Raw genomic sequence first — 16,036 nt, forward strand, 5'->3', positions numbered from 1 at the left:
TAAAAAATGCGACTCTATTCCCATAACTGGAATAGATGTCGCATTTTTTATACTCATAGCTAAGTCTTACTAGAAAATCGTAAGTTCTTCAGTGGCCTCCTCGAAAGCAGGGTCTTCTTCTTTGTTCTGTCAGGCGCGCGATTGATACGCTCGCAAGCCCAGCGCGATCGAGCCGCACAGGCCGGCATTGTCGCCAAGGCCCGGCGGCACAATGTAATCGTCGATGCCGCCGGCTTCAAGCGCGGCAGAAGCGACGTAGCCTTTCAATCCGGACATCACCTGCTCCCGAACAAGCGGGAACAATTGCCGCTGATGCATCACGCCTCCGCCCAGAATAATTTTCTTGGGCGACAGCAGCAGTATGGCACTCGCAAGCGCCTGCCCGATGTAGTACGCCTCCATCTCCCATGCCGGATGATCGACCGGCAGCTCGCTGCCCTTGACCTTCCATCTGGCCTCGATCGCAGGCCCGGCAGCCATGCCTTCGAGGCAGTCGCCGTGATACGGACATTTGCCCTCGTATGTGTCCTCGGGATGACGGCGAGTCAGCACATGCCCGCCCTCGGGATGAACGAGCCCGTGAACCATGCGGCCTTCAGCATAGACGCCTACGCCTACGCCCGTGCCGATCGTATAATAGAGGCAGCTGTCGAGTCCCTTTGCCGCGCCCCATGTCGCCTCTCCGAGAGCCGCCGCGTTCACGTCCGTATCCCAGCCGATGGGAATGTTCAACGCCTTTTTCAGTTCAGGCAGCACCGGATAGTTCGACCATCCCGGCTTCGGCGTCGTGGTGACGTATCCGTATTGCGCGCTTGAGGGGTTCAGATTGATTGGACCGAAGGAACCGATTCCCAAGGCATCGATCCCTTTGTCCTTGAAGTAGTCCACCACCTGCGCGAGCGTCTTCTCCGGATATTCCGTCGGAAAGCTAATCCGATCCAGCGCTTCGCCTTCTTCATTGCCTATACCGCATACGAACTTCGTGCCGCCTGCCTCGACTGCTCCGATAAGCACGCCGATCCCCCGCTTCCGTCCCGTTAGTGTGAGTCGCTTATGTTATAGAAGTCTACGAGCCGCGCCGCAACTTCCTCTTTGGCATTGTCTACGACAACCTGCCGCTGCGGCTTATCGAACAGCTCGGAAATCCTCTCCGGGAACTTCTGCTCGATGCCGATGAGCCGAATGGCCTCGTCGAATTTCGCCGGATGAGCCGTCGCCAGCGACACGAACGCGCCGCCATCGCGCGCGCCCGCCCGGTCATAGGCCGCCACGCCGCAAGCCGAGTGAGGATCAAGCAAATACCCGTGCTCTGCCTCGTACTTGCGAATAGTCTCCAAGCATTCTTCATTGCTCACGCTGTATGCCGACAGATCCGCTTGAATACGGGCAGTCTCTTCCGCCGTGAACGTAAGCTGTCCCTCCGCCTTGAAGCGTTCCATGCGGGCGGACACCTCCGCCGCATCCTCTCCGCAGAAATAGTATAAGTAACGCTCGAAGTTGCTGGCGATCTGAATGTCCATGGATGGACTGTGCGTAGTACGGAAGCCTTCCGGCTTGTACACGCCTTCGCGAATAAAGCGTTCCAAAATATTGTTCTCGTTCGTCGCGAGCAGCAGCTGCTTGATCGGAACGCCCATTTTCTTGGCCAGATAGCCCGAGAAAATATTGCCGAAGTTCCCTGTCGGCACGCTGACATTAATGCCGCCTGCACGCTCTTCTTCCGAAAGCTGTGTGTAGGCGTAGAAATAATAGACCGACTGGGCCAATATGCGCGCGAAGTTAATGGAGTTAATCGCACGCAGATGATACTTCGATTTGAACGGAAGATCGGCGAACAGCTCTTTGATAATCTGCTGGCAGTCGTCGAAATTGCCGTTCACCGACAGGTTGAGCACATTGTCGTCCTGCACCGTTGTCATTTGCAGCTCCTGCACCCGACTGACCTTGCCGTTAGGATGCAAAATGCAAATCTGGATGCCTTCCTTGCCGCGAACGCTGCTGATGGCCGATGCGCCCGTATCCCCGGAGGTTGCGCCCAGAATGTTGATGACCTCGTTCCGTTTCTTGGCGACATAGGCATACAGATTGCCCATAAGCTGAAGAGCTACGTCCTTGAACGCGAACGTCGGGCCGTGGAACAGCTCCATCACGCTCAGCGAGCCGTTGATCCGCTTAAGCGGCAGCACGTCGGAGCTTGCAAATCCGGCATAGCTGTCCTCGATCAGCTTGCGAAGGTCGGCCTCCGGAATCTCATCGTTCGTATAGTAGGAAAATACCTTCATCATGATCTCCTGGAACGACAAGCCGGACCAGGCGCGCAGCTCCTGTTCTCCGATGGTCGGAATCCGTTCGGGAACGATCAGGCCGCCGTCCTCCGCCAGCCCCATCAGGAACATATCGATAAAGCCAATCGGGGCGACTTTCCCTCTTGTGCTTATATATTTCATAATCGCGTTTCTCTCCTTGGCGCAAAATATTCTGGTCAACCTCTTCATCCATTGTGGACGAAAGCGACCATAATTTCAATAACCGCTTGCCGTTTATTCGCAGACAAGCACGCTCCGGACGAATTTCCCTTTGTTCACCGTGCAGCGATCCGTAATGACGAATCCGGCTTCCCGGACAACCTCTCCCAGCTCCTCCAGCGTTACAATGACGACCTTCCGCGCGAACCGGCGAGCGCTTCGAAGCATCTCCAGCTTTTCCTCCTCCGGGAGCACGGAGCAAAGGTTGTAAGGCATATCCAGAATCGCGGCATCGTAGGTTTCCCGTATATCCCTCATGTCTCCAAGCGTCACTGCTGCGGCAGAGCCATAGCCGAAGTGGGCTAGATTTTCCCTCGCTCCGATTGCCGCCAGCGGGTTCAGCTCTCTCCCTTCGATCCCGATGCCCATCGACGCCGCCTCCAGCAGCACGGTCCCGATCCCGCAGCACGGATCGATGACCCGCATTCCGGGAATGCTCGGAGCCGCGATATTGACCACCGCCCGGGCCACCCGGACACTTAATGCCGTTGAATAATTTCTCGGCTTGTCCTTATGCTTAAGCCAGGCAGCCTCGCTGCGGACAAGCTCGCCAAGCAGCCAGCGCCCCGACATTCTCACAAAGCCGAATTCCCTTTGAGGAATCCGCATCTCCGCTCTCCCGCGAAAACGGCCGCCGATCTCGCGTTCCATCTCCCGCTTCCGTTCATAATCGAACTTGCCGGCCTCCGCCGGATCGTCGTTATCCAGCGCCTGCACCTTAAAGGTCGCGCCGTCCAGACGAATCTCCCCGACCTGCTCCGCAATGTCCTCCAAGCGCTTTCCTTCGAGCAGTACGTCGAGTCGCAGCTTCATGAACGGGCTGCGCCCCGGATGAACCCTGGCGCCGCTTCTAACCAAATTATAGGAGCAATCCTTCCCCAGCAGCGCACGCAGCTCCAGCATGCGCAAGCCGCGTTCCTCCTCGCTGGAAGCTGTCGCATAGACGTAATCGTTCAACGATATTCCTTCCCCCGTTCGCCCAAGTCTCGCCATTGTACTATGAAACCTTCCAAGACAACAAAAAAAGAGACAATCACGCCATATTTCGGATTAGAAAGTCCTTGGGGAATGCTCTACGATAAAGGGAGGAAGCCGTTCAGTCCGCTTGAGCCTCCTGCACGGCTTGACCATCCTCTACCAAGGCAGGTTATGCGCATATGTCTTATCTTTCCTTAAGCACCTGGAGCTTGCACCGTTTGCTCGGGCCCCTCCGATGGACAATCTGGGACGCCGAGCGCAGACAACATCTCACGCGCGAAGAGGAGCAGCCTCTGGTTCATACGCTGCTGGAGCTTCCCGCCGAAGCCGCGCGCCGGGGATATCGGGCCATTGAGGTATGTCATTTTCATTTTCCGGCTACGGATGAAGATTACTTGAGAGAGCTGGGGCGATCCTTCGAGGCCGCCGGAGTTGCCTTCGATACTCTGCTGCTGGATTACGGCGATCTGACCGCGGGCGACGAGCATCGCAGACAAGCCGATATCCGATTGCTCCGCGAATGGATCGGTATAGCGGCCCTGAGCGGCGCCCGGCAAATCCGCCTGATCGCAGGAGAGGCCTCGCCGGACGACGATCGGGCGCTTCGCGATTCCGCCGAGGCGTTGGTCGAGCTTTCCGCGTATGCCGCTTCGCTTGGCGTCGCCGTCGTGACCGAGAACTTCAAGACGTTGACCGCGACAGGGGAAGGCTGCCTCAAGCTGCTGGACTACGCTGCGGGAAGCATCAGGATGATCACCGACTTCGGCAATTTTCGCGGTGAAGCCAAATACAGCGAGATCGCAGCCACGACGCCCTACAGCGTCTCCATCCATGCCAAACCCTCTTACGACGAACACGGCTGGCCGGACGAGACGGAATTCAAGCGCTGCCTAGAAGCCGTCCGCTCGACCGGTTACAACGGAGCCTACGTTCTTATCTATGACGGTCCCGGCGACATGTGGGAAGGACTTGAACGGGTAAAACGGCTCGTCCAGCCTTCCATAGAATAAACGAAAGCCCGTGCCCGGCAATTGCCGGGCACGGGCTTTCGTTGCTACTTAACCACGATTTTAAAAGCGACCGTCTGCTCCGGATAGGATTGCAGCGTCATACCGGAAGTCCAAGCCTCCGCCTGCTTGCCCACGAGGTCGTCTTCAAGCACGTCCGTAGGCTCTTCCCCGGCGGCATACAGCCGGCCATCCGGGCTCAGCCCTACCCAGTGAGCCAGAGGATTGTCCGTATTCCCGTTCTTCTTCTTTTCGCTTACGATCAGAATCCGGTTCGTCTCCCTGTCCACCCCTTCGATTTTCCCCGTCACTTGCGGACTCCCGGAGCAGCACTCCCTTACGCCGATCCTCACCGGGAACGACCCGCCGGCCAGCTCGTATAGGTTGTCCTCGAACGCGCGAAGCTCCTCCTTCGTCGGAATGCGTTCGACCTCTCCGAAGCTGCGAACTTCGATCTGTATTTCATTCTCGTGAACCGCACTCAGCAGCAGCTCAAGGGAATGCTTCTCTCGCAGTTCCTCCCAGCGGCCGCTAATGATATCCTGTATCGCGTGCAGCCCTTCGACCGCAGAGGGCGAAGCCCCTGAAGCTTCCGAAGGCTTTATAGACGCGACAGCAGCCGGGGACGGCGAAGTCGCCGAACCCCCGCCCTCTCCTGCCCGGCGTTCATCCGAGGAGGCGGCGCAGCCGCTCAGCACCGCCGCCAGAAGCGCAAGCACCCAAATTCTCATAAGCCCTCCGTGATCCTCCATATTTGCCTACTTAAACGGAGAATTCAGCGGAAAGGTTGCATGCCGAAGGAGGATCGCTGCCGGATAGGCAAATCCCCGTTGTCCTTCCGGGACACTGCGGAAGTGCAATCCATACGAGGAGCTTCACGATAGTCTCGCGCGCGAATCGGCTATTTCAACAAGGTAATCATCTGCACGACCTGCCGGCCGTCCCCGCTCAGCTTGGCCTCCCGGCTTCGAAGCTGCGAGGAGCCGTCCCCGTCCAGGAATACACCATTAACCAGCTTGCCGTCTCCGATGTTGCCGACGATGGCTTCCCGAAATGCCGCCAGCGTCCCTTTCGTCGCGCTGACGACCAGATACAGGTTGCCTTCGCCGTCGTACACGGCCGCAGATCGCAGACAATCCTGATCGGCAAGCGGAGCCGCCTCCGCCGCAGCCTGCTCCGCCCACGTCTCTCCCCGATCCAGGCTCATGCTGATACCCCCCTGCGCCCAGAAGCGCGAACGATCGGTCACCTCGATTTCGGTCGCCCGACGCACGACCTGTACGCTGAATCGCCCCAACGCGCCGTCCCATACAAGCGTTCCCCGGGCATATTTGGCATTGGCCGCGCCGCTGCCGTATTGCCCGGGCTGCCCATTCACGGGGACGTCGTTGACGACAGCAATGCTGAGCAGCGCCGCTTGGTAGAAAAAGCCGCCGTTGATGCCGTAATAGGGCGCGGCGGCTACATTATTGTGCACGATCGCCAGTCCGATGTTAGACGGATGCGCGCGCAGGTAATGCAGCTCCATGCCATTATCCGCCACAACCGTGCCGTAAGCGTAATCGCGCGGCATATCCGCTTCCTCATCGGAGCCTCCCCCGAACCCGCGAGCGAGGAATACAATTCCCAGAATAAGCACGAGCAGCGCCGCAGCCGCAATACCCGCGATTCCGAGTCTCCTCTTCGTTATCATTTTCGTGTTCGTCTGCACCCTGTAATCCCTCTTCCGTTCCCCAAGCCCCATGCCTCGATTTACGAGAAAGGAACGACTCTATCATATCGTCTGTCCGATAGAGTTTCCACAAGCGCAGCGGCTCTTCCTTCTCTACGAACACGCGCCAAAGGAGATATAATAACGACCTGCCGATTCGAGTATCCCAATCCGCATATCGCAATTAAAAAGCCGGACCTCCGTCAAGGTCCGGCGTCTTATCGGCAAATGCCGTCAAGCCTCCAGGAAAAACCGGATCGTCTTATCCGTAGAGCCCGGCAGATGCTCATGCCCGAAATCGGGATAGATGACCAACCGCTTGTTCGCCGTCATCTTGTTGTAGGCCGCAAACTGGGTCGACGGCGGGCAGATGGTATCCATGAGGCCGACGAACATTAATACATCGCCGCGAATTCGATGGGACAGATGCTGCAAGTCGATGTAGCCGAGCTTCGTAAAAATATCGTCCTCGCGCTCATGCAGCGGATCGAAATGGCGGAAATACGTTCGCAGCTCCTGATACGCGTCCTTCGCCAAGTCCATCTGCCAGGTGCGCTTATAGTCGCTCAGGAAAGGGAATACCGGAGCTACCTTCCGGATTCTCGGCTCCAACGCCGCGCAAGCAATCGCGAGCGCGCCTCCCTGGGAGCCTCCGGCCGCATACACCCGCTTCTCGTCTACCTCGGGCAAGCCCATCGCAATGCCGGCCAGCTGGGCCGTATCCAGGAAGATGTGGCGGAACAGCAGATTATCCTCGTGATCGTTCAGCCCCCGAATAATATGCCCTTGGTGCGTATTGCCTTTCACGCCGCCCGTATCCTCGGAGGAGCCGCCTTGGCCGCGGCAATCCATCGCCAGCACGGAGAAGCCGAGCGAAGCATATGCCAGCTTGTCGGCCCAATCTCCCGCATTTCCGGTATAGCCGTGAAACAGCACCACCGCGGGATGCGGTTCGGCAGCCTGGCGTGGGCGTACGTATTTGGCATGAATGCGCGCCCCGCGCACGCCTGTAAAATAAAGATCGAAGCATTCGGCCGCCGGAGTCTGGAACTCGCTCGGAACGAGCTCCACCTGCGGATCGACGGCGCGCATCTCTTCGAGCGCCCGCTTCCAGTACGCGTCGAAATCGGCCGGACGCGGATTGATTCCCTGATACTCTCTTAACTGCTCCAGCGGCATATCAACTAACGGCATTAACGAACATTCCTTTCGATGACTGGGATCACATCAATTGCCTTGACGTCTTCCCACATCGTACCACAATGCCTGTCGGCCGCCACCCTAATTTTTCCCCATCACGCCCATAGAGAACGGCCCTGTCCAGCCTGCCAATAAGCCTGCCGACGGGGCGGTTCTCTCGCAGATATAGCGATTCTCTTTGAACTACTGCATAAGAATCGTAATTTTATCTTCCTTCCGTACCCAATCCACCTTCGCGCCAAGAGACTCGCTGATCAGCCGCAGAGGCAGGTAGGAAGCTCCGCCTACGCTGCTGAACGTGCTATTCGCCGTCTGAACGCCGTTGATTTCCGTTGTCCCCGTGCGATAGTTCACGATAATCGTCAGGGCCGGCTTGTCGTCCTCGGCCGTCCGGGTAATGGTCGCTATCTTGTCTGCATTGTTCCAGGAGATGGTTGCGCCCAGTCGCTCGAAGATGGAACGCAGCGGAACGAAGGCTTGATTCCGGCGAACGACAACGCCGTTCGCCAGAGCGACAGGCTCTCCATTAAGCTGGATGGAGATCGGCTTCTGCACGGGAACCGGGGTTTGATGCATAAACTCCTTGTCGCCGTAGCCGAGCTGATGATTTTTGTTGACTCCCCAGCCCCACAGGGCTCCGTCCTTCTTCTGCCAAATCACATATCGGTTCTCGGCTTTAATCTCCGCTACCTCGGAATCCAGCAGCTTGAATACCGGGTCGGCAGGCATGCGCTCCCGTTCGACCGAAGCCTCGTATACTTTGCCTTCTTCCGTCCATACAATCAGGGAGCGTTCGACGAGATAGGCGTCCTTCACGTTGCCGATGGTCGTCAGCAAGATCGGGGCATCTGGCCAATACGACATCGTACCGTCGGAAAAACCCGTAATCGTCGGTCCGTAGAACCATAGCCTGGCTTGGGCATCGATGGCGAGACCGGCTTTGCTCTTGCGAATGTCCTTCAAGCCCACCACTCGGGTCGCCGTCAAGGCTCCGCCCGCCTCTTGCTCGTCCGTAAGCAGCGTTGGCCAGGTCCACACCGTGCCGTCCTTCTTCAAGGCTAGACTGCTCCCCAACGACACGACATCCTCCAGACCTTGAATGGGCTGGAAGGAAGACAGCGTCCGGACGTTCTTCCACACCGTTCCGTCGCTCCTGAGGAATGTCCACGTCCAATCCCCGCGCTTCTGGATATTTTCATAATTCTCGTAATATGGACGGATATCGATCACGCCGTCTATTCCGTTCAACAGAGCGATTTCGTTGAAATCGAGCAAGCCTTCGTTGGAAGGGATGCGGTATACCGTGCCGTTACCGAGCAGAACAAGCGTATCCTGCCAGGTCGGGTATACGTCGACGATATCGCGCAATTCCCGAACCGGATGCACCTGGACGTTCACGGTAGAGAGGGAGGCTCTCTCCCATCTCCAGACGGAGAGGTCCTTTTTCATGAAGAGGCCGCCGGGGAACGTTCGCTCCACCTCCGACAGCGCCGGAAGCTGCGTAGGGACCGCATGCGCGCCGCCCCATATCCAATAGGTTCCGTCCTTTTTCACCAGAGAGCCGGTGTCGAATGATTTAATCGTGGTGCTCTCGGCGATTTTCTCTGATTGGGCTGCCGCCAAGGAGGATACGCCAGTACACAAGAGAATAGCAAGAGCAGCGCTTAGAATCGTTTTTCTCATTTCCTCGGATCGCCCCTATCGAACGTCTTTACACGGATTTCACAATTTAGCAAAACGTGCTAATCGATTAAACGACAATCGGGAATACAAAGTTGCTCGCGGATATTCTTGCATGTCAGCCGAAAGCCAGCCTGACCCCTTACAAAATCGGAGACATGAGCCGGGATACCGACTCCTTGATCCGGATCCATCGGGAACGCTGTCGGTAACGCTCCAGCGTCAGGAGGTCCGACACCCTGACATCCTCTTCGAAGGCCTCCGTCAGTTGCCGCGCAATGTCCGAATCATAGACGAACGCATTGACCTCGAAATTCAGCTTAAAGCTTCTCACATCCATATTAGCCGTGCCGATGGAGGCGATCTCGTCGTCTATAACGATCGTCTTGGCATGAATGAAGCCGTTTCGGTAGAGATAGACCGTCACTCCCGACTTGAGCAGCTCCCCGATATGGGACAGCGTCGCCCAGTAAATAAACGGATGATCGGGCTTGTCCGGAATCATCAGGTTCACCTGCACGCCAGACAAAGCGGCAATTCTCAGCGCGTCCATGAATCCGACATCCGGCACGAAATAAGGGGTTTGAATAACGATGGATCTCTTGGCCGACGAGATCATTTTCACATATCCGTTCTTAATATATTCCAGCTTGGATTCAGGACCGCTGGCCACGATCTGGATTCCGGCTCCTCCTGCCGCATCGGATGCCGGAAAGAGGCTGGGATGATAGCGAATATGCAGCCGCGAGGCTTGATTCCAGTCCAGAATGAAGCGCGTCTGCATCGCCCGGACGGCGTCCCCTCTCACCCTCATATGAGTGTCTCGCCAGTAGCCGAATTTGGGGTCCAGACCCAGATACTCGTCTCCGACATTAAATCCGCCCACATATCCGACCTCGCCGTCGATGATGACCAGCTTGCGGTGATTCCGGTAATTCAACCGCAGATTCACCAGCCGGAACCGCGAGGGGAAGAACGCCGCAGCCTCGCCGCCCGCTTCGCGCAGCTCCTTCAAGGCTCGCTTGCTCAGCCTTCTGGAGCCCAGCTCGTCATACAGCAAGCGCACGCTGACTCCGCTGCGCGCCTTCTCCGCCAGAGCCCGGAGCAGTCTGCCGCCCAAATCGTCGTTCTGAATAATGTAATACTGGATGTGAATATGGTCTCGCGCCTGCTCGATGTCCCGAAAGAGACGTTCAAACTTCCGCTCCCCGTCCATCAGCAGCTCGACCTCGTTATTCTCCGTATAGACAGCCTGCTTCGCGTTCAGATGCATCACGAGCAGCTCCCTGTGCGCCGCAGCCGCCGGATTGCCTATCTGCTCCGAATCCGATCTTAACCGGGCCAATTGATCCCGCGCCGCTTCCATAGTCCCGATCCGGTCGATATCCTCCCACTGAAAGAGACGGGTTCCCCGGTAATTCTGGGCGAATAGCAAGTAGAGGATAAAGCCTAGCAAAGGAATAAAATAAAGCACGAGCAGCCACGCCCATGTGGAGCCTGCGTCCCTTCGCTCCCGAAAAATAACGACCGTTGCAAGTACGATATTCAAGATCAGAACAAGGCTAAGAAACGGGGAAATTACATTCATGCTGCGCACCTCCGGCATCCGTTCGCGTATAAAACATCTCTACATGATCTTAACAGGGGCGCCCCCGGGATGCCAGAGCCTGCGGTTCCCTGCGCCTAGCAGCCTAATTGGGAGACAACTGTTTCTTTTTTGAAGTTTCAAGTGTCTAAATGATATAGTAAGGGAAATAAAAGAAGGAATGGGGGGAAACTTGATGATCTTTCAGCGCAAGGAGACGTTCCGGGACTACGTGCGGCTATATCCGGTCACGACCGCTATTCTGGCGATCAACCTGATCGTTTTTCTGATCGACTATGTGTTCCTGGACCAGAGATGGACCTATGAAGGCATGTTCTATCAAGAGCCGGTATTCGACCGCTACGGCTTCATGGAGCCCTGGAGATACGTAACCTCCATTGCGCTGCACGCCGGTTGGGAGCATCTGCTCTTCAACTGCTTCTCTATCCTGGTGTTCGCTCCGCCGCTGGAACGGGCGCTGGGCCATTTCCGCTACTTCAGCTACTACGTCATGGCTGGCATTGGCGGCAATTTCTTAAGCGCCTTCGTGTACGCGGGATCGGAGCACGCTTCCGTGGGCGCCTCAGGCGCGATCTACGGCTTATTCGGCGCTTATCTGTACGTGGCCTTGTTCCGTCGAAGCGTTCTGGATGAAGCTACGCTCAAGACGATCTACATCACATTGGGATTCGGCCTGATTTATTCGCTGCTTATGCCGAGAGTGAATATCTGGGCCCATATCGGCGGCGCGATTACCGGCTTTGCGTTAATGGCACTCTTCATTACATTAAGAAGCGGAGCGCATCGGCGGAAACAAGGGAAAATGTGAAGATTCCGTAGCAACTTGTCCAAAATCGGTTATTGTCGTTGGATCACTAGTCATATTATGTTAAAATGCAATGGGTTCTTGTTGGTGAAGTTGTCATGCCCGGGCAGGATAACGACAAATGGAGAGGTACTGCATCATGAATACGATAGGTAACCCCTTACGATTCTTCAAAGTTACTGGAGAGCTCTGCAAGGATAAGTATGATTTCAAGGCGGTCCCCTGGAGATTACTTCATGAAACGCAACGCTACTACGAAATTAAGCCGGAGAACGGATCCGTAAAAAGAATCTACAAGGAAAAGCTGAACACGACCGTGATTGAAACCAAGCAATATTGCAACGGCACGCTTTCCTGCTCGGCCTTCTGTACGGAGGATCGCATCGAGGACTTGCGGCAAGCGATTCTGGAGCATCTGCACCAAAGCGTGGAATCGTATATCGAGGATCTTCAGCTCAATCAGTTGGCCCTGAAACGTCACATATCAAGCTTCTAGCGTCAACGACCCCCGCTCTGCGAGGGGTCGTTTTTTATCCGCCGTTGCGAAGCTGGCAAGCATTCGGAACGCGAATCGGCTAAAATGAAAAAAAAAGGAGGTATCGCTGATGGAAATCGTCTACCACGGACATTCTTGCGTGCAACTGATTACAGAAGGCAAATCGCTGCTCTTCGATCCTTTCTTGCGGGGCAATCCTCTGGCAACCGCGAAGCCGGAGGACATTCGCGCGGACTATATCCTGCTCACCCACGCCCACACCGATCATATTCTGGATGCGGAGCCGATCGCGCGGGCCAACGATGCAACGGTCGTCGCCACCTTCGAGCTGGCTATGTACCTGTCGACGCGCAAGCAGCTTAGAACGATTGACATGAACATCGGCGGCACGGTCGATCTCGGCTTTGCCAGAGCCAAGATGATTCAAGCCTTCCATAGCTCGGGCATTTTTCTGGAGGAAGGCGAGATCATCTATGGCGGAATGCCGGCCGGCTTCATTGTGCAGACGGAAGGATTAACGCTGCTTCATGCCGGAGATACGGCGCTGTTCTCGGATATGCGGATGATTGGAGAACGTCATCCGATCGATATCGCTTTCCTGCCGATCGGCGACCACTACACCATGGGACCGGACGACGCGCTGCAAGCGGCTCAGTGGTTCGGCGCCAAGCTTGTCATTCCGGTTCACTACAATTCGTTCCCGGCCATCCGCCAGGACTCCGAAGCCTTCGTGCGTCGTCTCGAAGCGCAGAATCAGCTCGGACGGGCGCTCGCTCCGGGTGAGAGGCTGGAGATAACGGCCGAGAGCTTGAAGAGCTTGCTGGTCAAGAACGATAGCTAACCTGAATAAGGAGCAGCGGCTGGATCGCAGGGAAAGCTTCCCCGATCCGGCCTCCGCTCCTTCATCGATTGGCTTCGCCGACGCTCTCGCTTGTCAGTTGTCGGCATGGGCCGACCCGAACGCTTCCCTATAGCGGGTAGGCGTCATGCCCTCCTGCTTGCGAAAGCGTGTCACGAAATAGCCAGATTGCTTAAATCCGCAAGCGAAGGCGATTTCCTTCACAGAGCTTCGCGTAGAGACGAGCAATCGCTTGGCTTGCATAATTCGCGCCTCGTTCAAATACGCCATGGGCGTCCGGCCCATCGTCTCGTGAAATAACCGATTATAATGATACGGACTATACCCCGCCAGCTCGGCCATCTCCGTCAGCCTCCAGTTCTCTGCGCACCGTTCCCGGATGAGGTCCGCCGAGTCCCTGATCGCCTCTCGACGAACCGATGAAGAGCTCTCCCGCAGATTGCGCGCCTCCGCCCCCACCCGAACGAGCAGCTCGTACAGCAGCGCCGATATGCGCGACTCTTCCTTGGTGGCGAAGGCCTCGCCGATACGATACATTTCCTCGGTCAGCGCCTCCGCCGAGCTCAGCTCCCCTATCGCGAACACCCACCCCGATCTGCCCGCGCGCTGCTTGATCCACTCGCCGCCCTGCCCCGCACTGAAATGAACCCAACGCACATCCCACGGATCTTCGGGATCGGCGCGATAATGCTGCTCGCTGTGGGGCGGAAACAGAAATCCCGCGCCTCGCTGCAGCTCCAGCCATTCCGAACCGATCTTGACCTGACCTCTGCCTGCGCACACGAGATGAAGATTATAATAGGCGAAATGTCCGGCAGCCCGGGATTCGGCATGGCTGGGAAACTCGCGATAACGGCCTACGGACTCCGGATAATAGGCGTGGTGCCCAAAGCTCGGCGTCGGAATCCACAGATGAATTTTCAACGGGTTATCCCCCTCGCTCAGAAGCGCAAGATTATGAAACGATTCGCAAGATAGAAGCCTATCGGGATTTATTTTACACGATTAAAATAAGGTTAAACTACAATAGCAGGAAGCAAAATACTGCATTCGGGATGTGAGCCTGTGAAGAAACAAATATCGGACAAGCAGATTACGTTAGGCGTATGCTACTACCCGGAGCACTGGCCGGAAGAGCTGTGGGACGACGATTATCGCCGGATGAAGGAAATGGGCTTCTCGATTGTCCGCATGGGAGAATTCGCCTGGTCGATCTTCGAGCCGGAGGAGGGGCGCTTTTCCTTCGAGCTGTTCGACCGCGCGGTTGACGCCGCCCATCGACACGGGCTGCAGGTCATTCTGGGCACACCGACGGCTACCCCGCCGGCTTGGCTCACGCATCGCTACCCGGAGGTGCTTAACGTATCCAAGCACGGCGTCGTCTACCGGCACGGCCTGCGCCGTCATAACAACTACAGCAGCCCGGTCTATCGCGAACTGTGCGCCCGGATTACGCGCCGAATGGCCGAGCACTACCATGCTCACCCGGCCGTTGTCGGCTGGCAGATCGATAACGAGCTGAACTGCGAAAGCAATGTGTTCTATTCCGATGCCGATCATACGGCCTTCCGGGAATGGGCCCAACGGAAGTATGGTACGCTGGAGCGGCTCAACCATGCCTGGGGCACCGTCTTCTGGAGCCAAACCTATACCGATTGGGAGCAGGTCTATCTGCCGCGCCCGAACCCGGCGGACGATACTCCCAATCCGCATCAGGCGCTGGACGAGAAGCGATTCATTTCCGACATCACGATCTCGTTCGCCAAGGTGCAGGCCGACATTTTGCGCGAAGCCGCCCCTCGCCAATGGATTACGACCAACGGCTTGTTCGGACATATCGACAACCACCGCATGACAGAACAATTGCTCGACTTTATCTCGTACGATTCCTATCCGACATTCGGCACAATCTATCCCGACGGCGGGACGCGGCCTCTTCTCGACCGCAAGTGGAGCCTGAATCTGAGCAACGTCAGATCGATCTCCCGGAACTTCTGCATTATGGAGCAGCAGTCTGGCGCCGGCGGCTGGGTCAACCGCATGGAGCTTGCGATGCCGCGCCCCGGACAGATGCGCTTATGGACCTATCAATCCATTGCGCATGGCGCCGACAGCGTCGTCTACTTCCGTTGGCGCACGGCAACGGTCGGCACGGAGATTTACTGGCATGGCCTAAACGATTATTCCAACAGACCCAACCGCAGAACCCGGGAAGCGGCTCGCATCGGCGAGGAGCTGGCTCGCATCGGCTCCTCTCTGGTCGGTAAAAAAAACCGGGCGGAAGCGGCCATTCTGCAAAGCTATGACAACGCCTGGGACGGAGAGCTGGACATCTGGCACGGGCCTCTCACGGGCCGAAGCGTTATCGAGTGGTTCAAGGCTTTTCAATACCGGCATATCCCGGTCGACATGCTGAACCTGTCGGGTTATACAACGCTCGCGGAGCTGCAAAGGTATAAGCTACTCGTGTACCCCCACCCGGCCGTTCTGACCGACGAGCACGCCGAGCTGCTGAAGCGGTATACGCACGCAGGCGGCACAGTCGTATTCGGATGCCGCACGGGATACAAAGACTCGAACGGCCATTGCCGTCTCGGTCAGCCTCTGCCGGGGCCTGTGGCGGATCTCGTCGGCATTACCGTCGAGGATTTCACCAAGATCAGCGGCATTATCCCCGCTCCTTCCCTTCGCTGGACGGAAGGAGGAACGGACCTTGGCGACATTCATGCGGAGCTGTTCAACGACATTCTCACCGTGCAGTCCTCCTCCGTAGAGGTTGTCGCCGCCTACGCGTCCGACTACTACGAGGGCGAGCCGGCATTGACCCGCAACGCTTACGGAGAAGGAGCCGCCTGGTACTTCGGCGCGGCCTTCTCCGAGCCGGTGGCCGCGGAGATTATCCGGCGCAGCGGCTTGCAATCGCCGCTGGCTCCCCTGTGCGAGCTGCCCGAGCAGGTAGAGCTCGCCATCCGGGAAGACGAACGGCAAGCGGCGGCTTTTCTGCTGAATTACGGAAGCAGCGCAGCCGAGCTTCGCTTCAAGAGCCCAGTCAAGGATTGGCTCAGCGGCGCCGTGCTCGAAGGAGATTATTCGCTGGAGCCCTACGGCGTAATCGTCCTGGACCTGGACAGCCTCGATCTCTAGCGCCCAAATACGCCCTCGGCAAAAT

14 protein-coding genes are annotated in these 16,036 nt (G+C 57.0%); 5 read left to right on the plus strand and 9 right to left on the minus strand.

The annotated features are described in order from the left end of the window. Positions 1-129: 129 nt before the first annotated feature. The 3 genes from ACFO1S_RS11035 to ACFO1S_RS11045 form a co-directional block, all read right to left on the minus strand. Complete coding sequence (locus ACFO1S_RS11035) at positions 130-1,014, minus strand: ROK family protein (protein ID WP_204605799.1); 885 nt, start codon at positions 1,012-1,014, stop codon at positions 130-132. 23 nt (positions 1,015-1,037) lie between these two features. Further along, a complete protein-coding gene (thrC, locus tag ACFO1S_RS11040; RefSeq protein ID WP_204605798.1) occupies positions 1,038-2,447 on the minus strand; it encodes a threonine synthase in 1,410 nt (469 codons plus the stop codon). Positions 2,448-2,540: 93 nt separating this feature from the next. Beyond that, entirely contained in the window at positions 2,541-3,518 is a 978-nt protein-coding gene (locus ACFO1S_RS11045; RefSeq protein WP_204605797.1) for a TRM11 family SAM-dependent methyltransferase, read from the minus strand. Between the two features lie 164 nt (positions 3,519-3,682). Between ACFO1S_RS11045 and ACFO1S_RS11050 the strand changes: the two genes are divergently transcribed. Beyond that, positions 3,683-4,513 (plus strand): sugar phosphate isomerase/epimerase family protein, encoded by an 831-nt coding sequence (locus tag ACFO1S_RS11050; protein ID WP_204605796.1) that lies wholly within the window; start codon positions 3,683-3,685, stop codon positions 4,511-4,513. Between the two features lie 44 nt (positions 4,514-4,557). Here the strand turns inward: ACFO1S_RS11050 and ACFO1S_RS11055 are convergent, their stop codons facing one another. The 5 genes from ACFO1S_RS11055 to cls all read right to left on the minus strand — a co-directional run bounded on the left by ACFO1S_RS11055 (position 4,558) and on the right by cls (position 10,689). Then, positions 4,558-5,241, minus strand: a complete 684-nt coding sequence (locus ACFO1S_RS11055) for a hypothetical protein (RefSeq protein WP_204605795.1) — start codon at positions 5,239-5,241, stop codon at positions 4,558-4,560. A gap of 170 nt (positions 5,242-5,411) precedes the next feature. After that, on the minus strand, positions 5,412-6,221 hold the full coding sequence (locus ACFO1S_RS11060) for a hypothetical protein (RefSeq protein WP_378126771.1): 810 nt from the start codon (positions 6,219-6,221) through the stop codon (positions 5,412-5,414). 234 nt (positions 6,222-6,455) lie between these two features. Beyond that, entirely contained in the window at positions 6,456-7,415 is a 960-nt protein-coding gene (locus tag ACFO1S_RS11065; RefSeq protein WP_204605794.1) for an alpha/beta fold hydrolase, read from the minus strand. Positions 7,416-7,604: 189 nt separating this feature from the next. Next, positions 7,605-9,104 carry a stalk domain-containing protein gene (locus tag ACFO1S_RS11070; protein ID WP_204605793.1) on the minus strand — a complete coding sequence of 500 codons (1,500 nt, stop codon included), beginning with the start codon at positions 9,102-9,104 and terminating at the stop codon, positions 7,605-7,607. A 139-nt stretch (positions 9,105-9,243) separates the two neighbouring features. Next, positions 9,244-10,689 carry a cardiolipin synthase gene (gene cls, locus ACFO1S_RS11075; protein ID WP_204605792.1) on the minus strand — a complete coding sequence of 482 codons (1,446 nt, stop codon included), beginning with the start codon at positions 10,687-10,689 and terminating at the stop codon, positions 9,244-9,246. Positions 10,690-10,882: 193 nt separating this feature from the next. On the opposite strand from cls, the gene ACFO1S_RS11080 reads away from it, so the two are divergent. From ACFO1S_RS11080 to ACFO1S_RS11090, 3 genes are all read left to right on the plus strand, one after another. Then, positions 10,883-11,515: a rhomboid family intramembrane serine protease gene (locus tag ACFO1S_RS11080; protein WP_204605791.1), complete on the plus strand. Its 633-nt coding sequence runs from the start codon at positions 10,883-10,885 to the stop codon at positions 11,513-11,515. A gap of 136 nt (positions 11,516-11,651) precedes the next feature. Further along, a complete protein-coding gene (locus tag ACFO1S_RS11085) occupies positions 11,652-12,008 on the plus strand; it encodes a hypothetical protein (protein WP_204605790.1) in 357 nt (118 codons plus the stop codon). Positions 12,009-12,117: 109 nt separating this feature from the next. Further along, a complete protein-coding gene (locus ACFO1S_RS11090) occupies positions 12,118-12,849 on the plus strand; it encodes a metal-dependent hydrolase (protein ID WP_204605789.1) in 732 nt (243 codons plus the stop codon). 93 nt (positions 12,850-12,942) lie between these two features. On the opposite strand, the gene ACFO1S_RS11095 is transcribed toward ACFO1S_RS11090, so the two are convergent. Beyond that, the gene (locus ACFO1S_RS11095; RefSeq protein WP_204605788.1) at positions 12,943-13,791 is read right to left on the minus strand and encodes a helix-turn-helix transcriptional regulator; all 849 of its coding nucleotides are present in this window, start codon (positions 13,789-13,791) and stop codon (positions 12,943-12,945) included. A gap of 141 nt (positions 13,792-13,932) precedes the next feature. Between ACFO1S_RS11095 and ACFO1S_RS11100 the strand changes: the two genes are divergently transcribed. After that, positions 13,933-16,011, plus strand: a complete 2,079-nt coding sequence (locus ACFO1S_RS11100) for a beta-galactosidase (RefSeq protein WP_204605787.1) — start codon at positions 13,933-13,935, stop codon at positions 16,009-16,011. Positions 16,012-16,036 lie beyond the last annotated feature (25 nt).

Source organism: Cohnella boryungensis, from assembly GCF_042651945.1.
GTDB classification, from domain to species: Bacteria; Bacillota; Bacilli; order Paenibacillales; family Paenibacillaceae; genus Cohnella; species Cohnella boryungensis.